This is a genomic window from Lacticaseibacillus daqingensis (assembly GCF_003946115.1).
Taxonomy (GTDB): Bacteria; Bacillota; Bacilli; order Lactobacillales; family Lactobacillaceae; genus Lacticaseibacillus; species Lacticaseibacillus daqingensis.
In genome coordinates this window covers 51,458-73,777 of the sequence record NZ_RHOH01000006.1, presented here as the reverse complement: position 1 = coordinate 73,777, position 22,320 = coordinate 51,458, and the positions used below count along the sequence as shown (strand labels likewise).

The 22,320-nt window shown below is 57.2% G+C and carries 22 protein-coding genes, 1 riboswitch and 1 other annotated feature; of the genes, 7 read left to right on the top strand and 15 right to left on the bottom strand.

The features are described 5' to 3' along the window. Positions 1-85 precede the first annotated feature (85 nt). The 3 genes from EKM88_RS08645 to tadA all read right to left on the bottom strand — a co-directional run bounded on the left by EKM88_RS08645 (position 86) and on the right by tadA (position 2,723). Entirely contained in the window at positions 86-1,102 is a 1,017-nt protein-coding gene (locus EKM88_RS08645; protein ID WP_125705236.1) for a sensor histidine kinase, read from the bottom strand. Beyond that, positions 1,089-1,739 (bottom strand): response regulator transcription factor, encoded by a 651-nt coding sequence (locus EKM88_RS08640; protein ID WP_125705234.1) that lies wholly within the window; start codon positions 1,737-1,739, stop codon positions 1,089-1,091. The genes EKM88_RS08645 and EKM88_RS08640 overlap by 14 nt, the downstream gene beginning before the upstream one ends. Positions 1,740-2,261: 522 nt before the next feature. Beyond that, entirely contained in the window at positions 2,262-2,723 is a 462-nt protein-coding gene (gene tadA, locus EKM88_RS08635) for a tRNA adenosine(34) deaminase TadA (RefSeq protein ID WP_125705232.1), read from the bottom strand. A gap of 98 nt (positions 2,724-2,821) precedes the next feature. Here tadA and EKM88_RS08630 point away from each other — a divergent pair, with 98 nt between their 5' ends. Next, complete coding sequence (locus tag EKM88_RS08630) at positions 2,822-3,649, top strand: helix-turn-helix domain-containing protein (protein ID WP_125705230.1); 828 nt, start codon at positions 2,822-2,824, stop codon at positions 3,647-3,649. Between the two features lie 172 nt (positions 3,650-3,821). Here the strand turns inward: EKM88_RS08630 and EKM88_RS08625 are convergent, their stop codons facing one another. The 4 genes from EKM88_RS08625 to rplJ form a co-directional block, all read right to left on the bottom strand. Beyond that, on the bottom strand, positions 3,822-4,418 hold the full coding sequence (locus tag EKM88_RS08625; RefSeq protein ID WP_125705228.1) for a class I SAM-dependent methyltransferase: 597 nt from the start codon (positions 4,416-4,418) through the stop codon (positions 3,822-3,824). A 55-nt stretch (positions 4,419-4,473) separates the two neighbouring features. Beyond that, positions 4,474-7,098, bottom strand: a complete 2,625-nt coding sequence (gene mprF, locus EKM88_RS08620; RefSeq protein ID WP_404819971.1) for a bifunctional lysylphosphatidylglycerol flippase/synthetase MprF — start codon at positions 7,096-7,098, stop codon at positions 4,474-4,476. A 174-nt stretch (positions 7,099-7,272) separates the two neighbouring features. Continuing rightward, a complete protein-coding gene (gene rplL, locus EKM88_RS08615; RefSeq protein WP_125705225.1) occupies positions 7,273-7,641 on the bottom strand; it encodes a 50S ribosomal protein L7/L12 in 369 nt (122 codons plus the stop codon). 54 nt (positions 7,642-7,695) lie between these two features. After that, complete coding sequence (gene rplJ, locus EKM88_RS08610) at positions 7,696-8,202, bottom strand: 50S ribosomal protein L10 (RefSeq protein ID WP_125705223.1); 507 nt, start codon at positions 8,200-8,202, stop codon at positions 7,696-7,698. Between the two features lie 31 nt (positions 8,203-8,233). After that, positions 8,234-8,353: a sequence feature (ribosomal protein L10 leader region), on the bottom strand. A gap of 48 nt (positions 8,354-8,401) precedes the next feature. Between rplJ and EKM88_RS08605 the strand changes: the two genes are divergently transcribed. From EKM88_RS08605 to EKM88_RS08580, 6 genes are all read left to right on the top strand, one after another. Continuing rightward, a complete protein-coding gene (locus EKM88_RS08605) occupies positions 8,402-9,061 on the top strand; it encodes a GNAT family N-acetyltransferase (RefSeq protein WP_125705221.1) in 660 nt (219 codons plus the stop codon). Positions 9,062-9,336: 275 nt separating this feature from the next. Further along, on the top strand, positions 9,337-11,220 hold the full coding sequence (locus tag EKM88_RS08600; protein ID WP_125705219.1) for a BglG family transcription antiterminator: 1,884 nt from the start codon (positions 9,337-9,339) through the stop codon (positions 11,218-11,220). Between the two features lie 141 nt (positions 11,221-11,361). Next, a complete protein-coding gene (locus EKM88_RS08595) occupies positions 11,362-11,688 on the top strand; it encodes a PTS sugar transporter subunit IIB (protein WP_125705218.1) in 327 nt (108 codons plus the stop codon). 12 nt (positions 11,689-11,700) lie between these two features. Further along, entirely contained in the window at positions 11,701-12,945 is a 1,245-nt protein-coding gene (locus EKM88_RS08590; protein WP_125705216.1) for a PTS sugar transporter subunit IIC, read from the top strand. 10 nt (positions 12,946-12,955) lie between these two features. After that, positions 12,956-13,297, top strand: a complete 342-nt coding sequence (locus EKM88_RS08585) for a PTS lactose/cellobiose transporter subunit IIA (protein ID WP_125705214.1) — start codon at positions 12,956-12,958, stop codon at positions 13,295-13,297. 10 nt (positions 13,298-13,307) lie between these two features. Continuing rightward, positions 13,308-14,744, top strand: a complete 1,437-nt coding sequence (locus EKM88_RS08580; RefSeq protein WP_125705212.1) for a glycoside hydrolase family 1 protein — start codon at positions 13,308-13,310, stop codon at positions 14,742-14,744. Positions 14,745-15,037: 293 nt separating this feature from the next. Here EKM88_RS08580 and EKM88_RS08575 read toward each other — a convergent pair whose 3' ends face one another. From EKM88_RS08575 to EKM88_RS08540, 8 genes are all read right to left on the bottom strand, one after another. Next, the gene (locus tag EKM88_RS08575; protein WP_164512057.1) at positions 15,038-15,751 is read right to left on the bottom strand and encodes a TatD family hydrolase; all 714 of its coding nucleotides are present in this window, start codon (positions 15,749-15,751) and stop codon (positions 15,038-15,040) included. Then, positions 15,741-16,487: an ABC transporter ATP-binding protein gene (locus EKM88_RS08570; RefSeq protein ID WP_125705208.1), complete on the bottom strand. Its 747-nt coding sequence runs from the start codon at positions 16,485-16,487 to the stop codon at positions 15,741-15,743. The genes EKM88_RS08575 and EKM88_RS08570 overlap by 11 nt, the downstream gene beginning before the upstream one ends. Before the next feature lie 9 nt (positions 16,488-16,496). Next, positions 16,497-17,489 carry an ABC transporter substrate-binding protein gene (locus EKM88_RS08565; RefSeq protein ID WP_125705205.1) on the bottom strand — a complete coding sequence of 331 codons (993 nt, stop codon included), beginning with the start codon at positions 17,487-17,489 and terminating at the stop codon, positions 16,497-16,499. A gap of 11 nt (positions 17,490-17,500) precedes the next feature. Beyond that, a complete protein-coding gene (locus tag EKM88_RS08560; RefSeq protein WP_125705203.1) occupies positions 17,501-18,244 on the bottom strand; it encodes an ABC transporter permease in 744 nt (247 codons plus the stop codon). A gap of 61 nt (positions 18,245-18,305) precedes the next feature. After that, a riboswitch (TPP riboswitch) is annotated at positions 18,306-18,409 on the bottom strand. 184 nt (positions 18,410-18,593) lie between these two features. Continuing rightward, positions 18,594-19,253, bottom strand: a complete 660-nt coding sequence (locus EKM88_RS08555) for an ABC transporter permease (protein WP_125705201.1) — start codon at positions 19,251-19,253, stop codon at positions 18,594-18,596. Next, positions 19,246-20,178 (bottom strand): osmoprotectant ABC transporter substrate-binding protein, encoded by a 933-nt coding sequence (locus tag EKM88_RS08550; RefSeq protein WP_125705199.1) that lies wholly within the window; start codon positions 20,176-20,178, stop codon positions 19,246-19,248. Before EKM88_RS08550 ends, EKM88_RS08555 begins: the two co-directional genes overlap by 8 nt. Continuing rightward, complete coding sequence (locus EKM88_RS08545) at positions 20,175-20,819, bottom strand: ABC transporter permease (RefSeq protein WP_125705197.1); 645 nt, start codon at positions 20,817-20,819, stop codon at positions 20,175-20,177. The genes EKM88_RS08550 and EKM88_RS08545 overlap by 4 nt, the downstream gene beginning before the upstream one ends. Before the next feature lie 3 nt (positions 20,820-20,822). Next, positions 20,823-22,028 carry a betaine/proline/choline family ABC transporter ATP-binding protein gene (locus EKM88_RS08540; protein ID WP_125705195.1) on the bottom strand — a complete coding sequence of 402 codons (1,206 nt, stop codon included), beginning with the start codon at positions 22,026-22,028 and terminating at the stop codon, positions 20,823-20,825. Positions 22,029-22,320: the final 292 nt, after the last annotated feature.

The following is a 22,320-nucleotide window of genomic DNA, read 5'->3' as shown; positions in this document are numbered from 1 at the left end:
TAGCGACGCCAAGTGACAGCTAAGTGACGACACGAAAAACGGCCGCGCCAACGTTTGGGGTCGGCGCGGCCGCGTGCGGGCGCAGTTATTGTGGATCGGCCGCGGCAGGGGCTTGGAACCACTCCACGCGCACCTGCACGCCACCGGTCACGTTGGCCACGCTTAGGCGGCCAGCACCGGCGGTCACAATGCCTTGCGCGATCGCCAGTCCGATGCCCACATTACCTGCGGCGCTTTGACTGCCGCGATAGAAGCGTTCAAACACGTGCGGCAGGTCTGAAGGGGGGATCGGTGCGCCAGTATTCGTCAGCGTCACGACTACCGAAATCGGCGTGCCGCTCGCCTGCACCGTGACGGTCGAATCCGCTGGCGCGTGCTCCAGCGTGTTTTTGAACAGGTTGATCAGCGCCTCTTGCATCAGCTTCACGTTCACGTGCACCTGCAACCCGACCGGCACCTGCCAGTCCAGCGTCACCCCACGGTCGGCAGCCACCGGCGCAAGCGGCGTCAGACTTTGACGCAGCAGCGTGTCCACTGAGACGCGGGTCCGTACTTGGCTCAACGTGTGGGTGTCCACCCGCGCCAAAAGGATCAGCTGCGCCACCAGGTGCGCCAACCGCTCGTTTTGCCGCAGCAGCTCCGCGCGCGTGGTCGCCGCATTAGCTGGCGTCAACAGCTCCACCAGATTGCCCTGCACCGCGATCGGCGTGCGCAGCTGGTGGGCGATATCTGTAATGGCCGTGCTCAGTCGGTCACGGTCGCGCTGCAAGTCGGCGCGCAACGCGGTCGTCTGGCGCACATAGTGATGCAGCTCGTTGTGTAGCGCGGAAAAAGCGCCCTCGTCGTTTTGCCCGATGGCGTACTCGGCGTGCCCCATGCGCGCGGCATGAAGCTGCGCCTCGATGGCGGCCAGGTCGCGGTGCAGCCGGCGTAGCCACAACCCGCAAACCACACCGATCAGTGCCACCCCGATGCCCCACAGAACGAGGAGCCCCACGCCAGCCAGCGGAGCCGCGCGCCACGCCAGCAGACACACTGCCATCAGCACGCCGCCCAACGCCACAGCCAGCTGAAGAATCAGACGCGCTTCAGGCTTGCTCATCGATAAAATACCCCATTCCCCGAATCGTGCGGATCAGCTGCGGGTGCGCCGGGTCGGCCTCCAATTTTTCCCGCAGCCGCTTGATGGTCACGGTCAGGGTGTTGTCGGTGACATAGGCCTCGCGGGCGTCCCACAAGGCGGCCATCAGCTGCTCGCGGCTGACGATCTGCTTGCGGTTGGTGACCAAAAACGCCAGCAGCCGCCACTCCGTTGCCGTCAGGTCGACTACGCGCCCGTTGCGCGTCACCTGTCCGTCCGCCAGGCCCACTGTCACGGCCCCCAGCTGGATCGGCACCGCTGGCCACAGCCGGCGCAGGCGCGCCGCCAGCACCGGTAGGCTGATCGGCTTGACCACGTACTCATCGGCCAGCCGCAGTCCAGCCAGCTCAGCCGCTTCACTGTCATTAGCCGTCAGCACCAGCACCTTAGCCGCCAGTGACGGGCGCCATTCGCGCAGCCAAGCCAGCCCGTCCCCGTCCGGCAACGTGAGGTCCAAAATAATGGCGTCCGGCCCCGCGGCCACGGCGGTACTGGCCGCCGCCAGCGTGCCGACCGCTTGAACCGTGGCCTGCTGGGCAAAAAAGGCCGCCATACTGGCGCGCAACGCCGGCTCGTCTTCCACGATCAATAGTCTCATCGCAATCCCTCCGCGCCCATCATACCGTAACCGAGGGTAAAGTGCGACGCGGATCGCTGTGGGGCGAAAACGCACATTAAGCCGTGTTAGCGCCCAGTAACCCTAACAAGGCTCGTTATTCTAAGCATCTAGACACCCACGCAAACCGCTTCAGCTAACTCGCCAGTTGACTATAACCCCTCACTGTTCAACCTGTTCGGCGGCTTTTGAACGTCAGCCACCACCCCAGGTCACTTAGGTCGACAGGTGTAGCGGCGCAGCTTGGGGCCCAGCAGTGTCGAGCTTCTTGGCGATTTATCGCTTAGAAGCTGGGCCGCGTTTGAGACTGACTTGCGGGTTTAGCAAGGCAGGCTCAAACCGAGGGAAAAGACAGCGCCCTTCTGGCTTTTACCGGGCCCCACTGCGTTCCGGCCCCAAAGCCGCAGAGCGGAACCTGCCGGCCTAAGTGACCGGCTGGACTCATGTTGCCGGACCACGAGTGAAAAAAGAGACCAATGCTGAATTGGCCTCCGCTTGCTTGATTCAGTTGGCTTGCTTCTTGGCCGCCTTGCGCTTGGCCCGAATACCGCGGAAAAAGTCCTGCAGCAGCTTGGCCGCCTCATCCGCGCGCACACCCGGCACGACCTGCACCTGATGGTTGAAGCGCGGATCCTGCAGTAAGTCCAAAAGCGTCCCGGCCACGCCTGCCTTGGGGTCGGCCGCGCCGTAGTAACAGGTGCGGATACGACTGTTGATCATCGCGCCGGCGCACATCGGACAAGGCTCCAGCGTGACAAACAGGTCACAGTCTTCCAGTCGCCAGGTTTTCAGGGTCATGCAGGCCTCTTGGATGGCCAGGATCTCGGCGTGCAGTGTGCTGTCTTGGCTGTGCTCGCGCAAGTTGTGGCCGCGCCCGACCACAACGCCATCATGCACAATGACCGCGCCGATCGGGACCTCGCCGATGCGGCCGGCGTCATGCGCCTCCTGCAGGGCGAGCTGCATATAATCCTCGATTGCTTTTTGTTCCAGGGTTGTTTCCTCCCTTCCACCGAAACTCTGCTACAATCAATGTAGAAAAACTGAGCGAGGCGGTGGCGATTATGGCTGCGATTTTACCTTTACTTAAACAAGTGGTGCCGGTGCTGGAGGTGCCGCCATTCCCAGAGAATGCGCTGGTGGTGACGGTCGATGGCCAAACCGTGGCGGTCGACGCGGAGGCACTCGCGCCACGCGAAATTGCGCTGATCAAGGCGCTGTTGCCGCAAGCCCAAAGCCAGCACCCCTGGGCCCGCTTCCTGCGCGGGGCAGGGTTGGCACCTAGCGCGCAGCCGGTGCGCCTGCTACACTTTGCGGTCGATTTCACTGCCAGCAGCCTGCCGCCTGCCGCGTGGCTGACCGCCTTCACCAGCCTGTTCACCGTTCCGGTCACCGGTTTTTTTGACACCGAAACCGCCGGGACGCTGATCGAGCCGGCCGAGGCGCGCCAAACCGATGCCGGCGTGCTCCTCGGCATTCTGGACACGCTGGACTCGGACTTTGACACCACCACGCGCCTGTTTGTCGGCCATCCGTGGCCCGTTAATGGCCAGCTGCCAGCGATCGCCGCGGCGGAGCAGAAGCTTGCGCTGGGCGCCACGGCGCGGCTGGCGACGATCCCAGACACTGCGCTGACGGCCAGCACCCAGGCGCTGCGCACCCGCGACCCGCTGCTCAAAGCACTGGCGGCCACGATCGCCGCCCAGCCCGAGAGTCTGCCGATCATCGGCGCGCTTTACCAGGCGCAGGGCAACCTGACCGCGGCGGCCAAGGCCCTGTACATGCACCGCAACACGCTGCAGTACCGGCTGGAGAAGTTCGAGGCCACCACCGGCTTCAACTTGCGCCGCATGGACGACCTGGTGCTATGCCACCTTTTAACCACCCGCTGAGCGTAAAGGCGGCTGGGCATCATTATGAGCCGCGACGATTCCAGGACAGTCCGAGCCGAAAAGCGACGCCCCTGCCGTATCAAACGGCCACCATGTCAAACCTAAGGACGGGTTTGTCATGGTGGCCGTTTGATACTCTGAGCGCAACCGCTTTTCGGCTCAGCCTCTTTTTTTACTTGATCGCCCGCAAAATATAGTACCCGTGCGCCTTGGTCACCACCTCGGCAGCCGCAAAGGTTGCCTTCATCAGCTTCAGCGCAGATGGCGCGCCCTGTTTCTTCTGCAGCACGGCGAACAGCTGGCCGCCCGGCTGCAAGTGGTCGTATGCGCCGGCCAAAATGCCGGAGACGATCGCCTTACCGGCGCGAATCGGCGGGTTCGTCACGATGACGGCGAAGTCGCCGTCGATCTGGTCGTACACCGATGACTCGAGGATCGTCACATTGGTAATGCCGTTGGCGGTCGCGTTGCGTTCGGCGAGCCCCAGTGCGCGCTCATTCACATCGCTCATCGTCACGTGCCGGTCCGGCCAGTGTTTGGCCAGCGCCAGGCCGATGGGACCATAGCCGCAACCGACGTCCAGGATGGCGCCGGCCGGCAAGTCTGCCGCGACCACGGCGTCGATCAGCACACGGCTCCCGTAATCAATGGTGTGCTTGGAGAACACCCCGTTATCGGCGGTGAACGCCAGCGTGTGTCCCGCCAGGTCGAAGTTGAATTGGTGCTCGTCATGCGCGAGCGTTGGGTCATTCGTGTAGTAGTGGTTCATTACCTTATCCTCGTTTCCGGTCGTGGTTGTCGCGTTTCATTGTACCACGGTCCGGCTACTTGTCGCGCACCCCGGCGATAATGTCGCCAATGCGACCAACTTTTTCCAGCCGTTTGCGCCAAAAGCCGATGCGTGGCTTCGTGCCGATCGGGGCGTTCACCAGCAGCAAGATCTGCAACAGGGTGAACAACAACGACTGGCGCTTGCGGTAGGCGACGTACTTAGGCCGCCAGGTCGTGACATACTTTTCCTTATAGGAGCGCAGGCCCTGGAACCCGTAGAAGCGGTAGCCGTACTCGTAGACAAGGTGCGCCATTTTCTCTTCCAAAAAAGAGTAGTCGCTGGTGCCCACGTTGCTCAGCGGCGCCATACCGAGGTTGAACTGCTGGTAGCCGTCCGCTTTCGCGCGCGCAAACAGGTTGATGAACATCCCATCCATGATGCCGCTTGGCGCCGCGTCGCTTGAGCGCATCAGGTCAATACTGGTCGTGTTGCCCTCGCCCATCGGCATCGCCGTGGCAAAGGACACGATGGCCCCGGCGGCATCGCGGATCACCGCGATCGGCGCCTGGTTGAGGTAATGGGCATCGAAGTAGCCAAGACTGAAGCCTTTTTCCGGGCGGCCTTCCAGCCATGACAGCGACACCTGCTGAAGCTCAGCCAACAGCGCCGGGCTGTGCGGCGGTTCGAGCCACCCGAAGACGTAGCCGAGCCGCTCAAACTTGTGCATCAGCGCACGCTCGCCCTTGCGCTTCGTCCCCGCCAGGGTGAAGGCCTGCACGTCCACGCTGCCTTCCTCACCGAACTTCATGAAGTCAAACCCGTACTCGTGCAACAGCATCGTGTTTTGTTCTGAAACCTCGTAGAACACTAGGCTCAGATCCTGCCGATCCGCCGCCTGGACAAACGCTGCGACCGCCGCCCGAACTTGCGTCGCATCCCCGATCGGATCCCCGAGGATGACCAACTTATCGGCCTTTTTGCGAAAAAGGAAAGCGACCCGGTCTACACCGTCGACCTGAAAGAACCGCACCAGCTTGTCGCCGACGAACGCCAAGTGTGACACCTCATTACCGCCGTACCGGGCGATCAGCGCACGCATCCGGGCCTCATCAACGCCCTCCCCCAGCGGATCAAGCGGATTCGCCAGGTACCCGTAAATGATGGCGAGCGTGAGCGCCGCCACCAGCACGCCGGCCAGCGTGGTGAGCCACATTCGCTCGGACGGAAAGAAGAACACCGTTGGCACCGGATGGCGATGGTGGATCGCCGGGGCAGTGTAGAACAGCGCGATCGCGTAGAACACCGCGGTGACGGCGAAGATGCCGCCGTCGATCAGCCGCTGCCCCCAAGGAAAGTCCATCCGCGCACGCGTCAGCTCCTTGCGCGCCAGCACCGCTGCCAGCAGGATCAGCGCCAGAAAAATGATGAACTTGACACTCATTTCGCGCCGAAGCGATGCGCCAAGCGCCAGCACCAAAAGCGCCAGCGTCGGCCAGTACGCGCGCCGCACCCGGTTGGCGATCCCGCGGGCGAAGCCGAAGATGATGAACGCCATCATGATGTTCGTCACCCGGCTCAAAAACAGGAACGTCCACGGGTATAGGCGCAGGTATAAGGCGTTGCGAAGGGCAATGTCCGGCACCACCCCACGCAACAGCAACATCACCGCGGAGAAGTACATGAACACCACCAGCACGATGTGGGCGAAGCGGCGAATCAGCTGCATCGGTAGCCCTTCCAGCCGCGCGTTCAGCTGCCGCCCGGCGTCCTGCGCGAATAGGCCCGCGCCGAGCATGAACGGCACCACATAGTAGAACAGCCGGTAAAACAGGAGCCAAACCACCCCGATACTGTTATTGACGCCAACCTGGCTCAGCCCGAGCAGCATGAAGACATCAAAGGAGCCCAGGCCACCGGGCACCATCGAGATGACCCCCAACACATTAGCGACCAAGAACAGCGGCAGCACCTGCGTCAGGTTTACTGGTGCGTGGATGAACGCGCCGATCAGCAGGAAGAAGCCGGCCGCGCCGCCCCATTCTAGAAATGAGCCCAGTGTCAGGCTCAGCTGCCGACGAATCGGCATGTCGGCGAAAAACGCCGCGTTGGTCACATGCGTGGCGATCATCAGCACGGGGAAGTACGCCGCGCCGCCGATCAGCCACAACCAGTAATCGGTGTACATTCGCCCAATGCCTAGACCAAAGATCATCACCAGCGCGATCATCGACCACAAGGACAGGCCCGCCAGCAAAAACAGCGCGATCTTGGCGATGGCCGCCAGCACCTGCTTGCTCGTCGCGTGCTCATGGTAGAAATTTGCGCGCAGGCTCGCACCGAGAAAACCCCCAAAGCCTGCGATATTGGTAAATGAGTTGACGATCCAGCCCGACTTTACCACGTACCACGGCTGGTAGTCCCCCGGTAACATCTTCGTGATCGTGAAATCGTAGTTGAGCATCGGCAGCACACTGATCAACCCGACCACCAGCAACACGGCCAGCGACAGCGGACTCTGCGTTGCCAGACTGGCCCGCATCTCGTCCCCGTTGATCTCGCGGTACACCCGGCCAAGCATTATCATCACGAACACCAGCACCGACAGGACGAACAGCACCTTCAGCAGTGTCAGATGAGCGCGCACCCAGGCGACCCCACGCTTCAGCATGTTTTTCAAGCAGACCCCTCCATTTTTCATTCTGTCTTTCATTATAGCGGACTCCTCGAATGAACGCCGCTAACGATACTGTAAGTCGTGAGATTCTCACCGGATCACCATGTGCAAAGCAAAAAGCCGTGCATCACCATGGACGGTGACACACGGCTTTTCAACCGCATTGACAAGTAATCCTTACTTGATCGTAACGGTTGCGCCAACAGCTTCGAGCTGTTCCTTGAGCTTGTTTGCTTCGTCTTCGTTAACGTCTTCCTTGACGTTAGCAGGAGCGCCGTCGACAAGGCCCTTAGCATCCTTCAGACCGAGGCCGGTGATGGCACGGACTTCCTTGATAACCTTAACCTTTTCCTGGCCAACTTCGGTCAGTTCAACGTTGAAGGAGTCCTTGGCAGCTTCAGCAGCACCTGCTGCTGCGCCGGCAGCTGCTACAGGAGCAGCTGCGGATACGCCAAATTCTTCTTCGATTGCCTTAACGAGGTCGTTCAGTTCAAGAATGGAAGCTTCTTTGAGCTGGTCGACAATTGCTTGTGTGTCTAAAGCCATGTTTGTTTCCTCCAATTATATTGTATTTAAAAGTTAGGACGAACCTAGGCGGCATTAAGCAGCTGGTTCTTCGTTCTTGCTGTCGGCAACAGCCTTGACAGCGTAAGCGACGTTGCGAACTGGGGCCTGCAGAACAGACAACAGCATGGACAGCATCCCGTCGCGATCTGGGAGCTTGGACAGCTCGAGGATCTGGTCAAGCGTTGCGACCTTACCTTCGATGATCCCACCCTTGATCGCCAGTGCGTCGAACTTGTCGGCGTACTTGGCCATGATCCGGGCCGGTGCAACAGCATCGTCGTCGGAGAATGCAATGGCAGTCGGGCCTGTGAATACTTCGTCCAGGTCTTCGTAGCCATTCAAGTCAGCGGCGCGACGCAGGTAGGTGTTCTTGATAACTTCCATCTTCACGCCGGCTTCACGGAGTTCCTTACGGAGTTCGGTGACTTGCTCAACGGTCAGACCACGGTAGTTCACAACAACAGCGCTGGTTGCGGCGTGGAACTGTTCAGAAATGCCTTTAACGATCTCGGCTTTCTTTGCGATAATTGCTTCACTCATTTGTTTCACCTCCTGTAGTTTGGTTGAAGTTTTTCGCATAAAAAAACTCCATGTCCACCAAGACATAGAGGTATCTAGCGTACCGATACCACCTCGGCAGGATAATTAAGGCTTGCGCCCCCTGAGTCTTAGGCAGAGTGAATAATCACGAAGAGTATGTTACCATATCCCCATCAACGCGTCAACGGGAGGCCGCCAAATGTTTACGATTCGCCCTTACCAACCCACCGATAAGGCCGCGTGGCTAGACTGCCGCGCCTTGGCCTACCAACACTCACAGTTTATCGATCAGATTGCTGCCACACGTGAGACTTACTCACCCGAAGCGGACGGCTACGCGCACACCGTTCAGCTGGTCGCGATTCGTGACCAGCAGCTGGTGGGCCTCATTGACGCCGGCGTTTTTACGCCCGAGCGGTCCGCGCACGACCTGTACGTCGCCGATCGCGGCTGCGGCAGCTACATCGAAGTCTTCGCCGTAGCGCCAACGGCCCAGAACCAAGGCATCGGCCGTGCACTTCTGAATGCGTGTTGCGCGCAGCTGCAGCAGCTTGGCGCCGACTACTGTGAGATTTTCACCCGTAGCGACCCTGCGGCCAACCGCCTTTACCAAGCCCTCGGGGCACGTGAGATCGCCCATTCCTGGCGGGTGTTGGGCACGCGCCGGGATGCCCCAATACCTGCGCAGCACTGGCAACTTGACCCAGACACACAAGAGCTGACGGTCACCGTTGCAGGACAAGCGGTCGGCTATCGCGCCGAGCAACCCCAGTGGTTCACCGTCTTTAACGAACCAGCCTTAGCGGATTTTAACGCTGAGGCCGCTTACGTTGAACGCACTTACCTGCTCAACTTATAAACCACCCTAAAAGGTCCAGCTGCCGCGATGGCAGGCTGGACCTTCTTTTGTCTCTATCTACCTTGTGACCTGTAGCAGGATCACTCGCTAGTAGTTTTCACGTATGGATACCAACCAACACTGAGCTTTATTCGCGTTTATTTTAGGGTGCTTCTCTGTCAACGTCAAATTGGTTTGCCCCACCCCATGCAAACCTGTATTTGAAGGTCTTATTTTCGCAACCTATACTAATTCATATAATTGGGTCGCAGTGTAAACACCCCTAGGAGGTCGCCATGAGTACCGCAAAGGAACAGTTGCTGTTGGAGTACATCACTAAGGCTCGTCGCCCAGTCACTGCCAAAGAACTGGCGGCCTATCTCGGTGTATCACCCAGAACGGTAAAGAACTATGTGCACAGCATTAATACCACGCATTCCCCCTGCCTTGTACAATCTAGCTACCGTGGTTATGAAATTACCCCTAAAGTTGGCCGCGCCGCCATAATTCAAGCCACTACAGACACACCTTCAATCCCTCAAAACTACACCGAACGCGCGCAGTTTATCAACAGGCGCTTCCTACTAACACATACCAACGTACTTGATTTATACGACTTGAGCGCGCAACTTTTCGTCAGTGTTCAAACTATCAAGAACGACTTGGAGCGAATGAATTTATCCTATGCTAACTTTCATGTTCAATATCGCGTTCATGGTGATACTGTCACGCTGAAAGCGAGCGAAAAGGAACTTCGTCGCTTAGGCAAATACACGCTTTTTGAAGATAACGACAAGAGTTTTTTTGATCTCAGCGAATTTGAAGTCCTTTTCCCAACCATCTCAATAACAACGCTCCATCAGCTCGTTCAACAAACTGTAGAAAACTACGACTTCTATGTGAACGATTTCGCCCGTCTGAATCTCGTTCTTCATCTCGCGATTGCCATTATCCGCATTCAAAATAAAAACTACCTCCAGGATTTGCTTCCACCGATCAAGACCCCACTTGGCAAGGTGCACCGGGCGGCACTCGAACTAGCAGATGCAATTAGCGCAACGTTCAAAGTTGAATTAACTACAGATGAGCGCAGTAATATCTACTTGCTCCTGAAAGCCAACGTAAACTTTGCCAACCCATTCTCTGGCGAAGCAGATGACAGTGAAATTGATCCATCGATACTCGACTTCACCCGACAAATCATTGACGAGCTTAGCCAGCAGTACTACATCGATCTTTCCAACCCAACGTTTGTCAAACTGCTTGCTATTCACTTTCAGGGCCTACATACTCGGCTCTTGCATCACCAGCAAACTATTAACTCCGTCAGTCCAATTGTGCGCGTTTCTTACCCTATTATCTTCGATATGGCAGTGTTCACTGTCATTGCCTTTGAAAAGCGATTCGAGCTTAAAGTTAATCGCGATGAGGCTGCATACATTGCACTTCACATCGGCGGTGAGATGGCCCGCCAACGCGTAGATGCTGAGAAAGTTCGTACGGTTCTGATTTGCCCCGAATACCTTCACCTCGGCACACGCTTAATCCGACAGCTTCAGCAGCGTTTCGGAGAAGACCTGACATTGATCGCAACATTACCCGACACAACCGGATTGTCGCAATACAAATACGACCTACTTTTGACCACCGTTCCCCTTCCCCACCAGCTAACGACTCAGACACTCACCGTTGAGATTCCACTACTGGGACTAGCAGGTACACAAACCGATATTTCAGACGCTATCGAAATCATCAAGAATCGTGAAGCCCGCGCAATCTTCCGAGACAAGTTTGATCACCTCTTCAGTCCTGAACTTTTTTGGCCTCCAACGGGCATCATTACCAACAAGCATGTGGCCATGACGCAGATGGCTCAGGCGATGGTCAAAGTTGGCAACGTTCAGCCCAGCTTTTTACAGAGTATCCTCGATCGTGACGCCGCATCGAGTACTGGTTTTCCTAATATTGCCATTCCACACTCGCTAAACATGGACGCCGTCAAAACTAGTGTTGCCGTAATGCTCTGTCCAAGCGGTCTTCGATGGGACGAACAGGTTGTCAAAATTGTACTGGTCATTGCGATTCAACGCGCTGACGGCGATATGTTTCGCAAACTCTATCAGTACCTGATTCAGATTCTAAGCGACGGCAACAACGCCCAACGTCTCAGCCGCTGCTAATCCTACGAAGAATTCCGCCATCTCGTGCTATCTATGAGTATCTAGTTGCCTTGAGTCAGGCAATTCTGTAGTTGAGCGAACTGGTTCATCAACGCTACGCTAAAAACGTAATCCATCATCTTCTAAGGAGAGTGACTCATAATGGCAACTCAACGTATTATGCTTTGCTGCGGCGCTGGCTTTTCCAGTGGTTTTCTCGCACAGAAAACGAGGCAGGCAGCAAAGAAACAAAAACGAGATCTACACATCGATGCCCGTAGTGAATCCCAAGTCGCCCAGTATCTGAACAACATTGATGTTCTCTTACTCGGTCCCCACTTCGCGAATCAACTAGGAACATACCAGGAAATGACGGCGGATCGCAACATTACCGTTGCAGTAATTCCAGCCAATATCTATGGCACGCTGGACGGCGGTGCGCTGATCAATTTCATTGACCAGTTGACTCAGTCTGACGAAGTTGAGTAGGGGGACACAACAATGAAACGCATCATGAATTGGTTAGAGAATTCCTTTTCACCAGCAATGAACAAAGTTGCACGTAATCCCTGGGTCGCTGCCGTTTCCAGCGCGATGATGAAAATCCTGCCGTTTATTCTGGTTGGCTCGGTCATCTTTTTCTATAACGTGTTCCGTACCTACCTACCAGTTCTTCCCGACCTATCCATCATCCTGCAGTGGACATTCCAGATGATTTCCATCGTCCTAGTCTTCATGGTGGCCAGTCAAGCAATGGAAAAGCTGGAACATCCCCAGTATCAGATGAACGCCGGGTTAACAGCTATTATTGCTTACCTGATGTCCACAATGCCCAAGATTAATGCTAAAAGCATCATGACCATCGATTTTTCAAAGTTCGGCCCTTCGGGGATGTTCGTAGCGGTAGTCGTCGGCCTATTTATCGCCGCAATTTATCACTGGTTCTCCAAGTTACACCTTTTAGAAGACAGCACCGCTGTCCCAGACTTTGTTGGCGAATGGATTAACAACATCATTCCCATCTTTATTTCGGTCGCCGCAATGATGGTGTTGGTCGACAACCTTCATCTAGATATCTACAATTTGATTCTTGATCTGTTCAAGCCTATTCAAAACTTTGGGTTTACACTTCCTGGATTTATCCTGATCAGCTTGCTCCCTGCGTTCTTCTTCACCCTTGGGATTTCAACATGGTTCATCGGTGCTGTGACGACGCCAATTCTGATGGCCGGCACCGCAGCCAACATTCAAGCGGCAGCGGCGGGGCAGTCGATTCCATACATTGTCTGTTACGAAAGTATCTACGCCTTGTCCTTAATTGTTCTGGGCGGTGCAGGTGGGACGCTTCCATTGAACGTAATGATGCTACGTTCTAAATCCAAACGACTTCGTACTTTAGCCAAGATTTGCCTTGGCCCCTCTATTTTCAATATCAATGAACCCATTACATTCGGGACTCCGATTGTCTTTAATCCCCTTTTGATGCCACCTATGTGGATTAACTCCATTACATCTGCAATCATTGTGTGGTTTGCAATGAAATGGAATTTTCTGACCATTCCGAGCGCCGCACTAACAACCGGGCAGTTTCCAGCCCCGTTTGGCTACATTGTCATTACTCGCGACTTTCGGGCATTGATTTTTTACGTCATCATTTTCGCAGTTCTTTGGTTGACCTGGCTTCCGTTTTTTAAAGTCTATGAACACAATGAGCTGATTAAAGAACAGAACGCACCCCAAGATTAGAGGGATTCTTATGGTAGATAAACAAGAAGAGTTAGTTGAAATTTCCATGCAGATTATTCTGCACGCAGGTAACGCCCGTACACACTGTACAGATGCTGTTCAATGTGCCTACCAGGGTGATGGCGCCCAAGCTGATGCTTTACTGCAGGAGGCCAAAGAAGAAATTGTTCTGGCGCACAACGCCCAGACATCTGTCATCCAGCAAGAGGCACAAGGGGCAAAATACGATTTACCGGTCCTTTTTATTCACGCGCAGGACACGCTTATGACTATCATGAGCGAGCTGAACATGAGCCGTGAATTGATTCGCCTGTACAAGTATATCCAGTTACACTCCGCAGCTGAAAAATAGGAGGTAAATTATGGCTTTCCCAAAAACGTTCCTCTGGGGTGCGTCAACCAGTGCCTATCAAGTCGAAGGTGCCGCAACCGAAGATGGTAAAGGCTTGTCTCAGCAGGACATTATCAATCAAGAAAACTTCACTAAACGTGGGTTTGCCACGGCAGAGGTCACTAGTGATCACTACCATCATTACGAAGAAGACGTAAAACTTATGGCCGAGATGGGGTTCACCACTTACCGATTCTCCATTTCATGGTCTCGGCTCTTTCCGGAAGGTGTGGGCGAACCCAATGCTGCAGGTGTTGCCTTTTACCACCGCCTCATTGATGCACTCAAAGCCAATGGTATTGAGCCCATTGTGACACTTTATCATTACGACTTACCTTGGGCACTGGTTGAAAAATACGGGGGCTGGCTAAACCGTCAAGTCGTGACGGACTTCGAAGCTTACGCGCGCTTTGTCATTAAGGAATACGGCTCGGACGTGATTTACTGGACGACTATCAACGAACAGAGCATCATTGTTCAGTATTGGACGCAAAAGTGCTACATTCCTGATAAGTATCAATCCCAAGATCAACTGCGCTTCCAGATTAATCATTACATGAACCTTGCTCATGCAATTGCCTGCAATCTCGTGCATGATCTGGTGCCTGAAGGAAAAGTTGGCGCCGCAATCGGTTACGCTCCGATTTATCCCCTCACATCAGCGCCGGCTGATCAGTTAGCGGCGTTAAATGCGAATGACTTACGTAATTGGTACTACCTAGACATTTACTTCAAGGGAATTTACAACGAAGGGGCCCTTCGCTACCTGAAGACTCACGGATTGGCGCCAGATATCACACCGGGTGATATGGCCCTCATTAAAAGTGGCACATCAGATTTTCTGGCACTCAACTACTACGCCAGCGAATGCGCCAAAGCCTGCCCAGATGACAGCAAAATGTCGATTCAATTCAGTGGCGTCAACTGGAGTGGCAAAAAAGGTGCCATCAGTGGTTATGAAACCCATCCTGGATACTTTCAACTCTGTAAGAATCCGTCACTAGATACCACCGATTGGGATTGGGCGATTGACCCTGATGGCATGGAGTATCTCCTCCGCGACATCTACACGCGCTATAACAAGCCCCTCATGATTACCGAAAACGGAATTGGTGCATTTGATACGCTCACGACAGATCGCCGGATCCACGATAACTACCGCATCGATTACTTACGTGAACACATTCGCGCCGTTGGACAAGCTATCGATGCTGGCGTGCCAGTACTCGCTTATTGTCCTTGGTCTGCAATCGATCTGCTCTCGACAAGCAACGGTGTCAAGAAACGCTACGGCTTTATCTATGTGGATCGAACTGATAGCGATCCTCGGCAGGCCGAACGGATACGCAAGGACTCTTTCTACTGGTACCAAAAAGTCATTTCCTCAAACGGAACCGACCTTAACTAATGTGACTAATGCGTCTATCGCACGCTGTCAGAGAATCGACAATCTCCGGACGAACAATCAAGGTATCTCTATCAATTGCGCAATTGCGCCACGAGGTCATGCTATGGACAGTAATCGTTCTCGGGTGCGTCCCTGTTTTTGACTGCGCAGATGCTTATTCAAAAGACCGTAACATCAATCATCTAAAAGCGCATTGGCTGTAGCTAATGCGCTTTTTCTGACCGGTAGAAAATTGCCTAATATCATCGAAGGACTCACCAGACGACTGACTATCTTAAAACCAAAGACGCAGGTCATCCCGTCACAAACCGGCTCAAATTCCGTGCCGCAGCGGCCGTCACAGTGGCAACATCGCACTCGCGCAAGGCAGCCACGGCCTGCGCGCACTGCGTCATCGCGTCAACGTACGCCGTGGCCGGCACCGGACGATGCCACGCCCACGTCAGCGATTCGAGGCCATCACTTTCCAGTAATAGCCGTGACAGCGGCACGCGCCGGGCAAGCACCTGTACCGCCGGGTCGGTCAACACATCTGGCCCGATGCTCATGTAGCACCCGGCGGCAAGGTACTCGGCCTGTAGTGTTGCCGCCGAGTACCAATGCACGAAGTAGCGGTTCGGGTACTGAACTAACCGCGCCAGCACTTCGGCTTCGCAGCCCTTGGTATGCAACACCACCGGCTTACCCAAGCGCTGAGCCAACGCCAGCTGCTGGGTGAACACCGGCCGCTGAACGGTCAGGGGCACCGTCGTCCAGACGCGATCCAGCCCAATTTCCCCGATCACCGAGGCGGCTGCAAAATAATCCCCCATCGCGGCGACTGAAGGGGTCGCACTGGCCCACGGGTGCACCCCAACACTCAGCCACTGCTGCGGGCCGAGCGTGCGCCGGTGGTGGTGCCACTCCGCGGGGGTGGCACAGTTGATCAGTGCCGGGATCCCCGCGCGTTGCTGCACGCGCGCCAGCGTGCCTTGAGCATCATCGTGGCAGTGCGCGTCACTCAGCATGGGCCACCTCCTGGACCGAATCGGACTGCAGGAGCGCATACAAGCGCTGATGCAAGGCTCCTTGGGTCGCTAGCCAGGTGCGGTCACGGTGCTTGGGCCGCACCGCAATATCCGCCACCACGCGCGCCGGCCGCGCCGACAACACCAGGATGCGGTCGGCGAGGTAAATTGCCTCATCAATATCATGGGTGACCATCAGCGTTGGCCGTTGCAAGGCCTCGGGCAGGGTCAAAAGCCAATCCTGAAGCTGCGCGCGGGTCATCGCATCCAGCGCTCCGAACGGCTCGTCCAGCAAGCGAAAGGCGGCCGGGTTCATCACGGTACGCATGAACGCCACGCGCTGCTGCATCCCGCCGGACAACTGTTCCGGGTACCGGTCCCGCTCGGCGGTCAACCCGGCGGCGGCAAGCACCGCGGCCAGTCGGGCCGGTTCGACTGGTCGGTGCGTGACACGCGCAACCAGTGCGATATTTTGCGCTACGGTCAGCCACGGCAGCAACATGCTGGCTTGCGGCATGTAAGCAAAATGCGCGTGCACCCCATGCACCGGGGTGCCAGCCACGGTGATCTGCCCTTGCGTTGGTGGCACAAGCCCCAGCAGCAAATTCAACAGGGTCGTTTTCCCTGCCCCCGATGGTCCGATCACCGCGGTAAAACCGGTTGTGAGCGTCAGGTTGAGCGGCGCAATGATCGGCTGACCAGCCAGCGTCAGCGCCACGTCCTGTAGGTCGATCATGAAGGCCTCCTACTTCAAAAACGCGTTCGTGTACAGCTCATTGGCGGGAATCTTTTGCTTAATGAGCCCGTATTCTGTCATGAACTCGGTGTAATTGTTCCAGACGGTGCTGGTCATGGCGCCCCAGTTGGTCGGATCATCAGTGTAGTGCGCGGATAAGTACTTCTGGGAGGCGGTCAGAAACTTGAGCGAGTCGGTTTGGTCGGCCTGCTTGAGGATCTTGGCGCTACCGGTCGGGTCCTTGATGGCCTGCTGGTAGCCCTTCTTTGTCGCCTGAACGAAGGCGCGCACCGTCTTGGCGTTCGTCTTGATTTCCTTATCACTGGTGATCAGGACCGGCGTGTAGTAATCCAGTCGCGCATCAAGCGTGCGCAGCGGCATCGTGTTCAGCGCAATGCCTTCCTGCTTGGCGCGAATCCCGTCCCAGCCATCGAAAAACCACTCGATGTCCTGACCGTTTTTGCCCAACCCGGCCGGACCACTGCCATCCGCGCCCACGATCTTGAGCTGGTCAAAATCCGCCCCGGCCTTAGTCATGACTGCCTTGAGCACAGCCGCCTCGCTAGGGGCCTGCCACCCAGCATAGGTGTGGCCAGCGAACTGAGCCGGGCTGGTGATGCCAGAGTCCTTGCGGGTCACGAAGCTGGAGGTGTTGTGTTTCACCAGTGTGGCGATGGCCTTGACCGGAATCGGTGTGGCCTGCGCATGGGCGTAGGTGACATCCTCTTGGTAACTGATCCCAAACTGCCCCTTGCCTGCCGCCACCAGCGCAACGCTGGTACTGTTATCACCAGGCTCGATAAAAGTCACGTCCAGGCCAGCCTGCTTGTAGTAGCCCTTGGCCTTAGCGACATACAAGCCGGTGTGGTTGGTGTTGGGCACGTAGTCGAGCACCACAGTGATCGGCGTCAGCGACTTGGGGTGGGTCGTTTGGGCTTGACCGCAGCTGGCCAACAAGAGACCCAGGCCCAACAACGCGGTCGCAATAAGTATTTTTTTCATCATAGACTCCTTTAGTGTAAATGGCGCAGCTGCCACTGAAATGCCCGGGCAAGCCCGCTTGCCAGCATGTTGAACAAGAGGCTGAGCGCAACGACCCAGACGATGGCGGCAAAGACCTTATCGATTGCAAATCCATTCTTCGCGCGGATCATGTAGTAGCCCAAGCCGGCGGAGGCGTTCAGCCATTCACCGATCACCGCACCGCCGACGCAGTACGTTGCGGCTACCCTGAGGCCGGAGAAGAACCCACGCATGCCCAGCGGTAGCCGCAGCGTGCGGTAAATCTGCCACCTGCTGGCCCCCATGGTTGCCAGCAGGTCACTTTGCGCGGTAGGGACTGCCTGTAGCGCGTTCACCAGCGCCACCACCACCGGGAAGAAACTCATGAGGATCACCAGAATAACTTTCGGGGCGAGGCCAAATCCAAACCACAGAATCAGTAACGGCCCAAGCACCATGACCGGTAGCGTCTGTGACACCACCAGCAGCGGATACACCACCTCGTACAGCCACGGCCAGGCATCAAGCGCCACCCCGATGATCAGGGCCAGGCCCGCCGCCAAAGCCAGGCCAAGCAGCGACTCCGACCCGGTCACCAGTGCGTGCTGGGTCAGCGGCCCGGCATCGGTCATCAGGGCCTGCCCCACCGCCAGCGGGCTTGGCAAAAAGTACGGTGGCACGTGCCACCCCCACACCAAGCCCTGCCAGATCAGGCCTATTACTACCAGTGCCAGCACCGGACGCATCTTTCGCATTTTCCACCTCCCGAAGATCGACCCAAAAAAGCGCGCAAGGGCATAGTCTGCCCCCGCGCGCGGGTCCAACTATGTTTCTCCCTTCGACAGTATCAACTGACAGGTTCGACGGGTCTTGGCTTCAGCCAACTCTCATGCCGTGCACGGCATCCCCGGAAACAAGCGATTTTTTAAGTGTGGCCTAACGGTATCACGAACTCGATGCCGCTGCAAGCGTTAACTGCTGCCGCTCAAACGCCGAGTGCGCAGCGTGGGGATGCTTGCAGGCCAAGGGGGCCCGACTGTGCGCCGAACTGATTCGGCGCACAATCGGGCCCGCTCCTCAAGGTAAGCATATGAGCCGACCACCTTACCGCTTCTTTCCGCGCGGCTCCAACCGCCGTTGGACCGCCCCCAAGACGAGGTCAGCCACGATCGCCATCAAGGCGGTTGGCAGCGCGCCGGCGAGGATGATGGCGCCACCGTTCGTCGCGTTGGTGCCGCGCACGATGATGTCCCCTAGCCCGCCGGCCCCGACGAAGGCGCCAATGGCAGTGATGCCGATCGCGACGACCAAGGCGTTACGGATCCCGGCCATGATGACCGCCAACGCCAGCGGTAACTCGACCATGGTCAGCCGCTGCCAACTGGTCATGCCCATGCCCCGTGCCGCGTCAACGAGGGTGGTGTCAACATTGATCATCCCAGTGTACGTGTTTTTCACGATCGGCAGCAGGGAGTACAGGAACACGGTAACGATGACGGTGTTCACGCCCAGCCCGAGGCCGAGCATGATGATCGACAGCATCGCCAGCGACGGGATCGTCTGGATCACGTTGGCCACCCCGATCACGGCCCCGCTCAGCTTGCGCCGCCGCGCAATGAGCAGGCCGATGGGAATACCGATCACCGCCGCCAGGAGGACGCCGTAAACCGAGATCAGAAAATGCCGCGAGAACTGGCTCAACACGTACGCACCGTTGTGGCTCAGGTAGTACCAGAACTGTTGCCAAGTGTTCAGATCAGCCATTATCGGTCCCTCCTTTGAAGTAGTTGTGATCCTGCAGGAATTGGCGCGCGACCACTGCCGGCTCCAGCAGCCGGTCATCGACGCGATAATTCAGCTGTTGCATGGTGGCCAGATCAATTTGACCATCCAACCGATGCAACACCGCCGCCAGTTTCGGGTACTTGGCAAGCAGACTGTCGTTGACCACCATTGAAGCGTCGTACGGTGGGAAAAACTGCTGGTCATCCTTCAGCACGGTCAGGTCGTAGCTGCGGATGCGGCCATCTGTAGAATAGCCCAGCACGGTTTGCATTTTACCCGCTTCCACGGCGTCGTATACCAGCCCGATCTGCATCGGGTACACGCGCTTGAAATCAAACCCATAGGCGGCGACAAAATCCGCGTAGCCATCCCCCTTGCGGCTCATCCAAGAGCTATCGACCCCGGCGTTCATCGTCGCAGCCACCTGTTTGAGGTCACTGATGGTCGTGACATTGTGCGCCTTGGCGAATGGCTTGGTCACCATGAAGGCGTAGGTGTCCGCGAACCCGTAAGTGGGAAACCAGGTCTGCTGGTACCGCTGCTTGAACGCCTGCTTGACGATGCGGCCCGCCTTGGTCGGGTCTTTTTCCACCGGCAGCCCCAGTGTCCCAGTCAAGTCGGTGCCGGTGTAGCGCGTCGCGGCGATGTCCGCATCGCCACGCAACAGCGCCTGATGCACCACGGTGGTTGAGCCGAGGTTGGCGACCAGCTCGGTCTTGATCCCCAGCTCGTGTTCGATCAGCGCTGCTACCATGTTGGCCATGATGCTCGATTCGGTCGAACTCTGCGCGGCGATGCGAATGCTGCCGCCGCCGGTGCCGGCCAACCCTGGCAAACCGCAGCCCGTCAAGGCAAGCAGCGGCAGTAGCACGATCACGAGTAACGTCCATGCCCGCTGTTTCATGCCGCTCGCCTCCCTTCACGTTCAGTCACCGGCGTCAGCCGCTTTTCCAGCCGGCCCAGCAGCCAGTCGGTCACCAGTGCCAGCAGCGTCACCGGAATCGTGCCGCCGATGATCAGATCCGGCTGAAACAGGTTGAGCCCGTTGAAGATCAGATCCCCCAGCCCACCGGCGCCGATATACGACGCCAGCGTCGCCCAGGCGATGACGTACACGGCGCTCAGGCGGATCCCCGCCATGATCACCGGCATCGCCATCGGCAGCTCAACGCGCAGAATGGATTGAAGCGGGGTCATCCCCATGCCCTTGGCTGCATCGGTCAGCACCGGGTCGACGCCCTGCATACCGATGTAAGTATTGCGCAGGATCGGGAGCAGCGAGTAGATGAACAGTGCGATGATCGCCGGGAGTTTGCCGATCCCGAACAGCGGGATCATCAGCGCCAACAGCGCCAGGCTCGGCACCGTTTGCAGCATGCTGGCCAGCCCGATCACCACCTTGGCCGTGCGCGGGAACCGCGTCAGCGCAATGCCCAGCGGCACCGCGACCAGCGTCCCCAGGCCCATCGCCACCGCCGAGATGTACAGTTGCTCCCAGGTTTTGACCAGCAGTTCCGGGCCGTGTTGCGTCCAGAAATCACCCATCGCCTACACCCCCTTAGTGGGGTCCGCCGGAGTCGCGTTAACTGTTGCGGCGTCATCCGCTGGCGGCTTGTCGGTTTCGCCCCAAATGGTGTCGTAGATCAGGTCCACCAGCGCCGCACGCGTGACAATGCCACGTAGCCTGTTGGCCGAGTCAACCACCGGCACATACTTGAGCCCGCGCTTAAGGATCCTATCGACGGTGTCGCGCAGAAGCGCCGACTCGTGCACGTAGAAAATCTTGGGGTTCAAGATATCCGAGACAGAGGTGCTGCGCCGGTAATTGTTGTCCAGCGACTCGATGTCGATGAAGCCCTTGAGGTGCCCGTCATCGTCCGTGACCAAAAGTGTATCAACGCGCCGCTTACGCATCAGCGCGATGGCGTCCTGCAGCGAGCGGCCCGGCGTGATCGACACGGGGTCGCGCAACATGATCGCGCCGACCGTGGTGATGTCGGCCTGCGCCTGAACCAACCGCTCCTCCCCGATCAGGTCGCGGACGAACTGGGTCGCGGGGTGACGCAAAAGCTCGGCCGGGCTAGCCGTCTGGATGATGTGCCCGCCGTCCATCACCACGATCTTGGTTGCCAGCTTCAGTGCCTCGTCCATGTCGTGGGTCACGAAGACAACCGTTTTGCCCAGTTTCTCCTGCAGTGACTTGACCAGCTCCTGCAGCGCCTCGCGGGTGATCGGGTCCAGCGCGCCGAACGGTTCGTCCATCAAAATCAGGTCCTGATTGGCCGCCAGCGCACGCACGACGCCAATGCGCTGCTGCTGCCCACCGGACAGCTCGGCCGGATAACGATCCAAAAACGCCGCTGGCAACTCCACCAGCTTGATCAGCTCCTGCGCCTTTTCTCGGCGTTTCTCTTCCGGCCACTTCAGGAGTTTCGGTACCAGTGTGATGTTTTCATAAATCGTCATGTGGGGCATCAGCCCGATGTTTTGAATCACGTAGCCGATCTTGCGCCGCAGCTGCACCGCGTCGTAGCTGTGAATGTCCTTGCCGTCAAACCGTAGCGTGCCGCCAGTCGGCTCCAGCATGCGGTTGATCATGCGCATCGTGGTGGTTTTACCCGAGCCACTGGTGCCGATCAAGCACACGAAGTCGCCGCGGTCAATGGTGAGTGTCACGTGTTCCACCGCAACGTTGCCCCCACGGTAGACCTTACTGATGTCGTCAAATTCGACCATCGGTTCTGTCGTTGTCATAAGCATCCTCCTCAGTTGGCGTGATTGCGTTGGGTGTATTATAACACAACAGAATGATGCACTCGGTAAATCCCGGCAAAACGGTTGCTATCAGGCGAATAATATCCGGTTTTCGGTGTAATTGGTTCGGGCGATCACGCCTGTTATGGTCACCCCACCATAAATCCCGTAATATTCGATCGGGATGGCGCGATTTCACGGGGCTCAAGCCGTGCGCTGTTTCTTTGGTGGATAGTACAGCTAGCCAAAGTCCGCGTATTCACCACCTGCCGGCCAAGTCGTTTCTGACCCG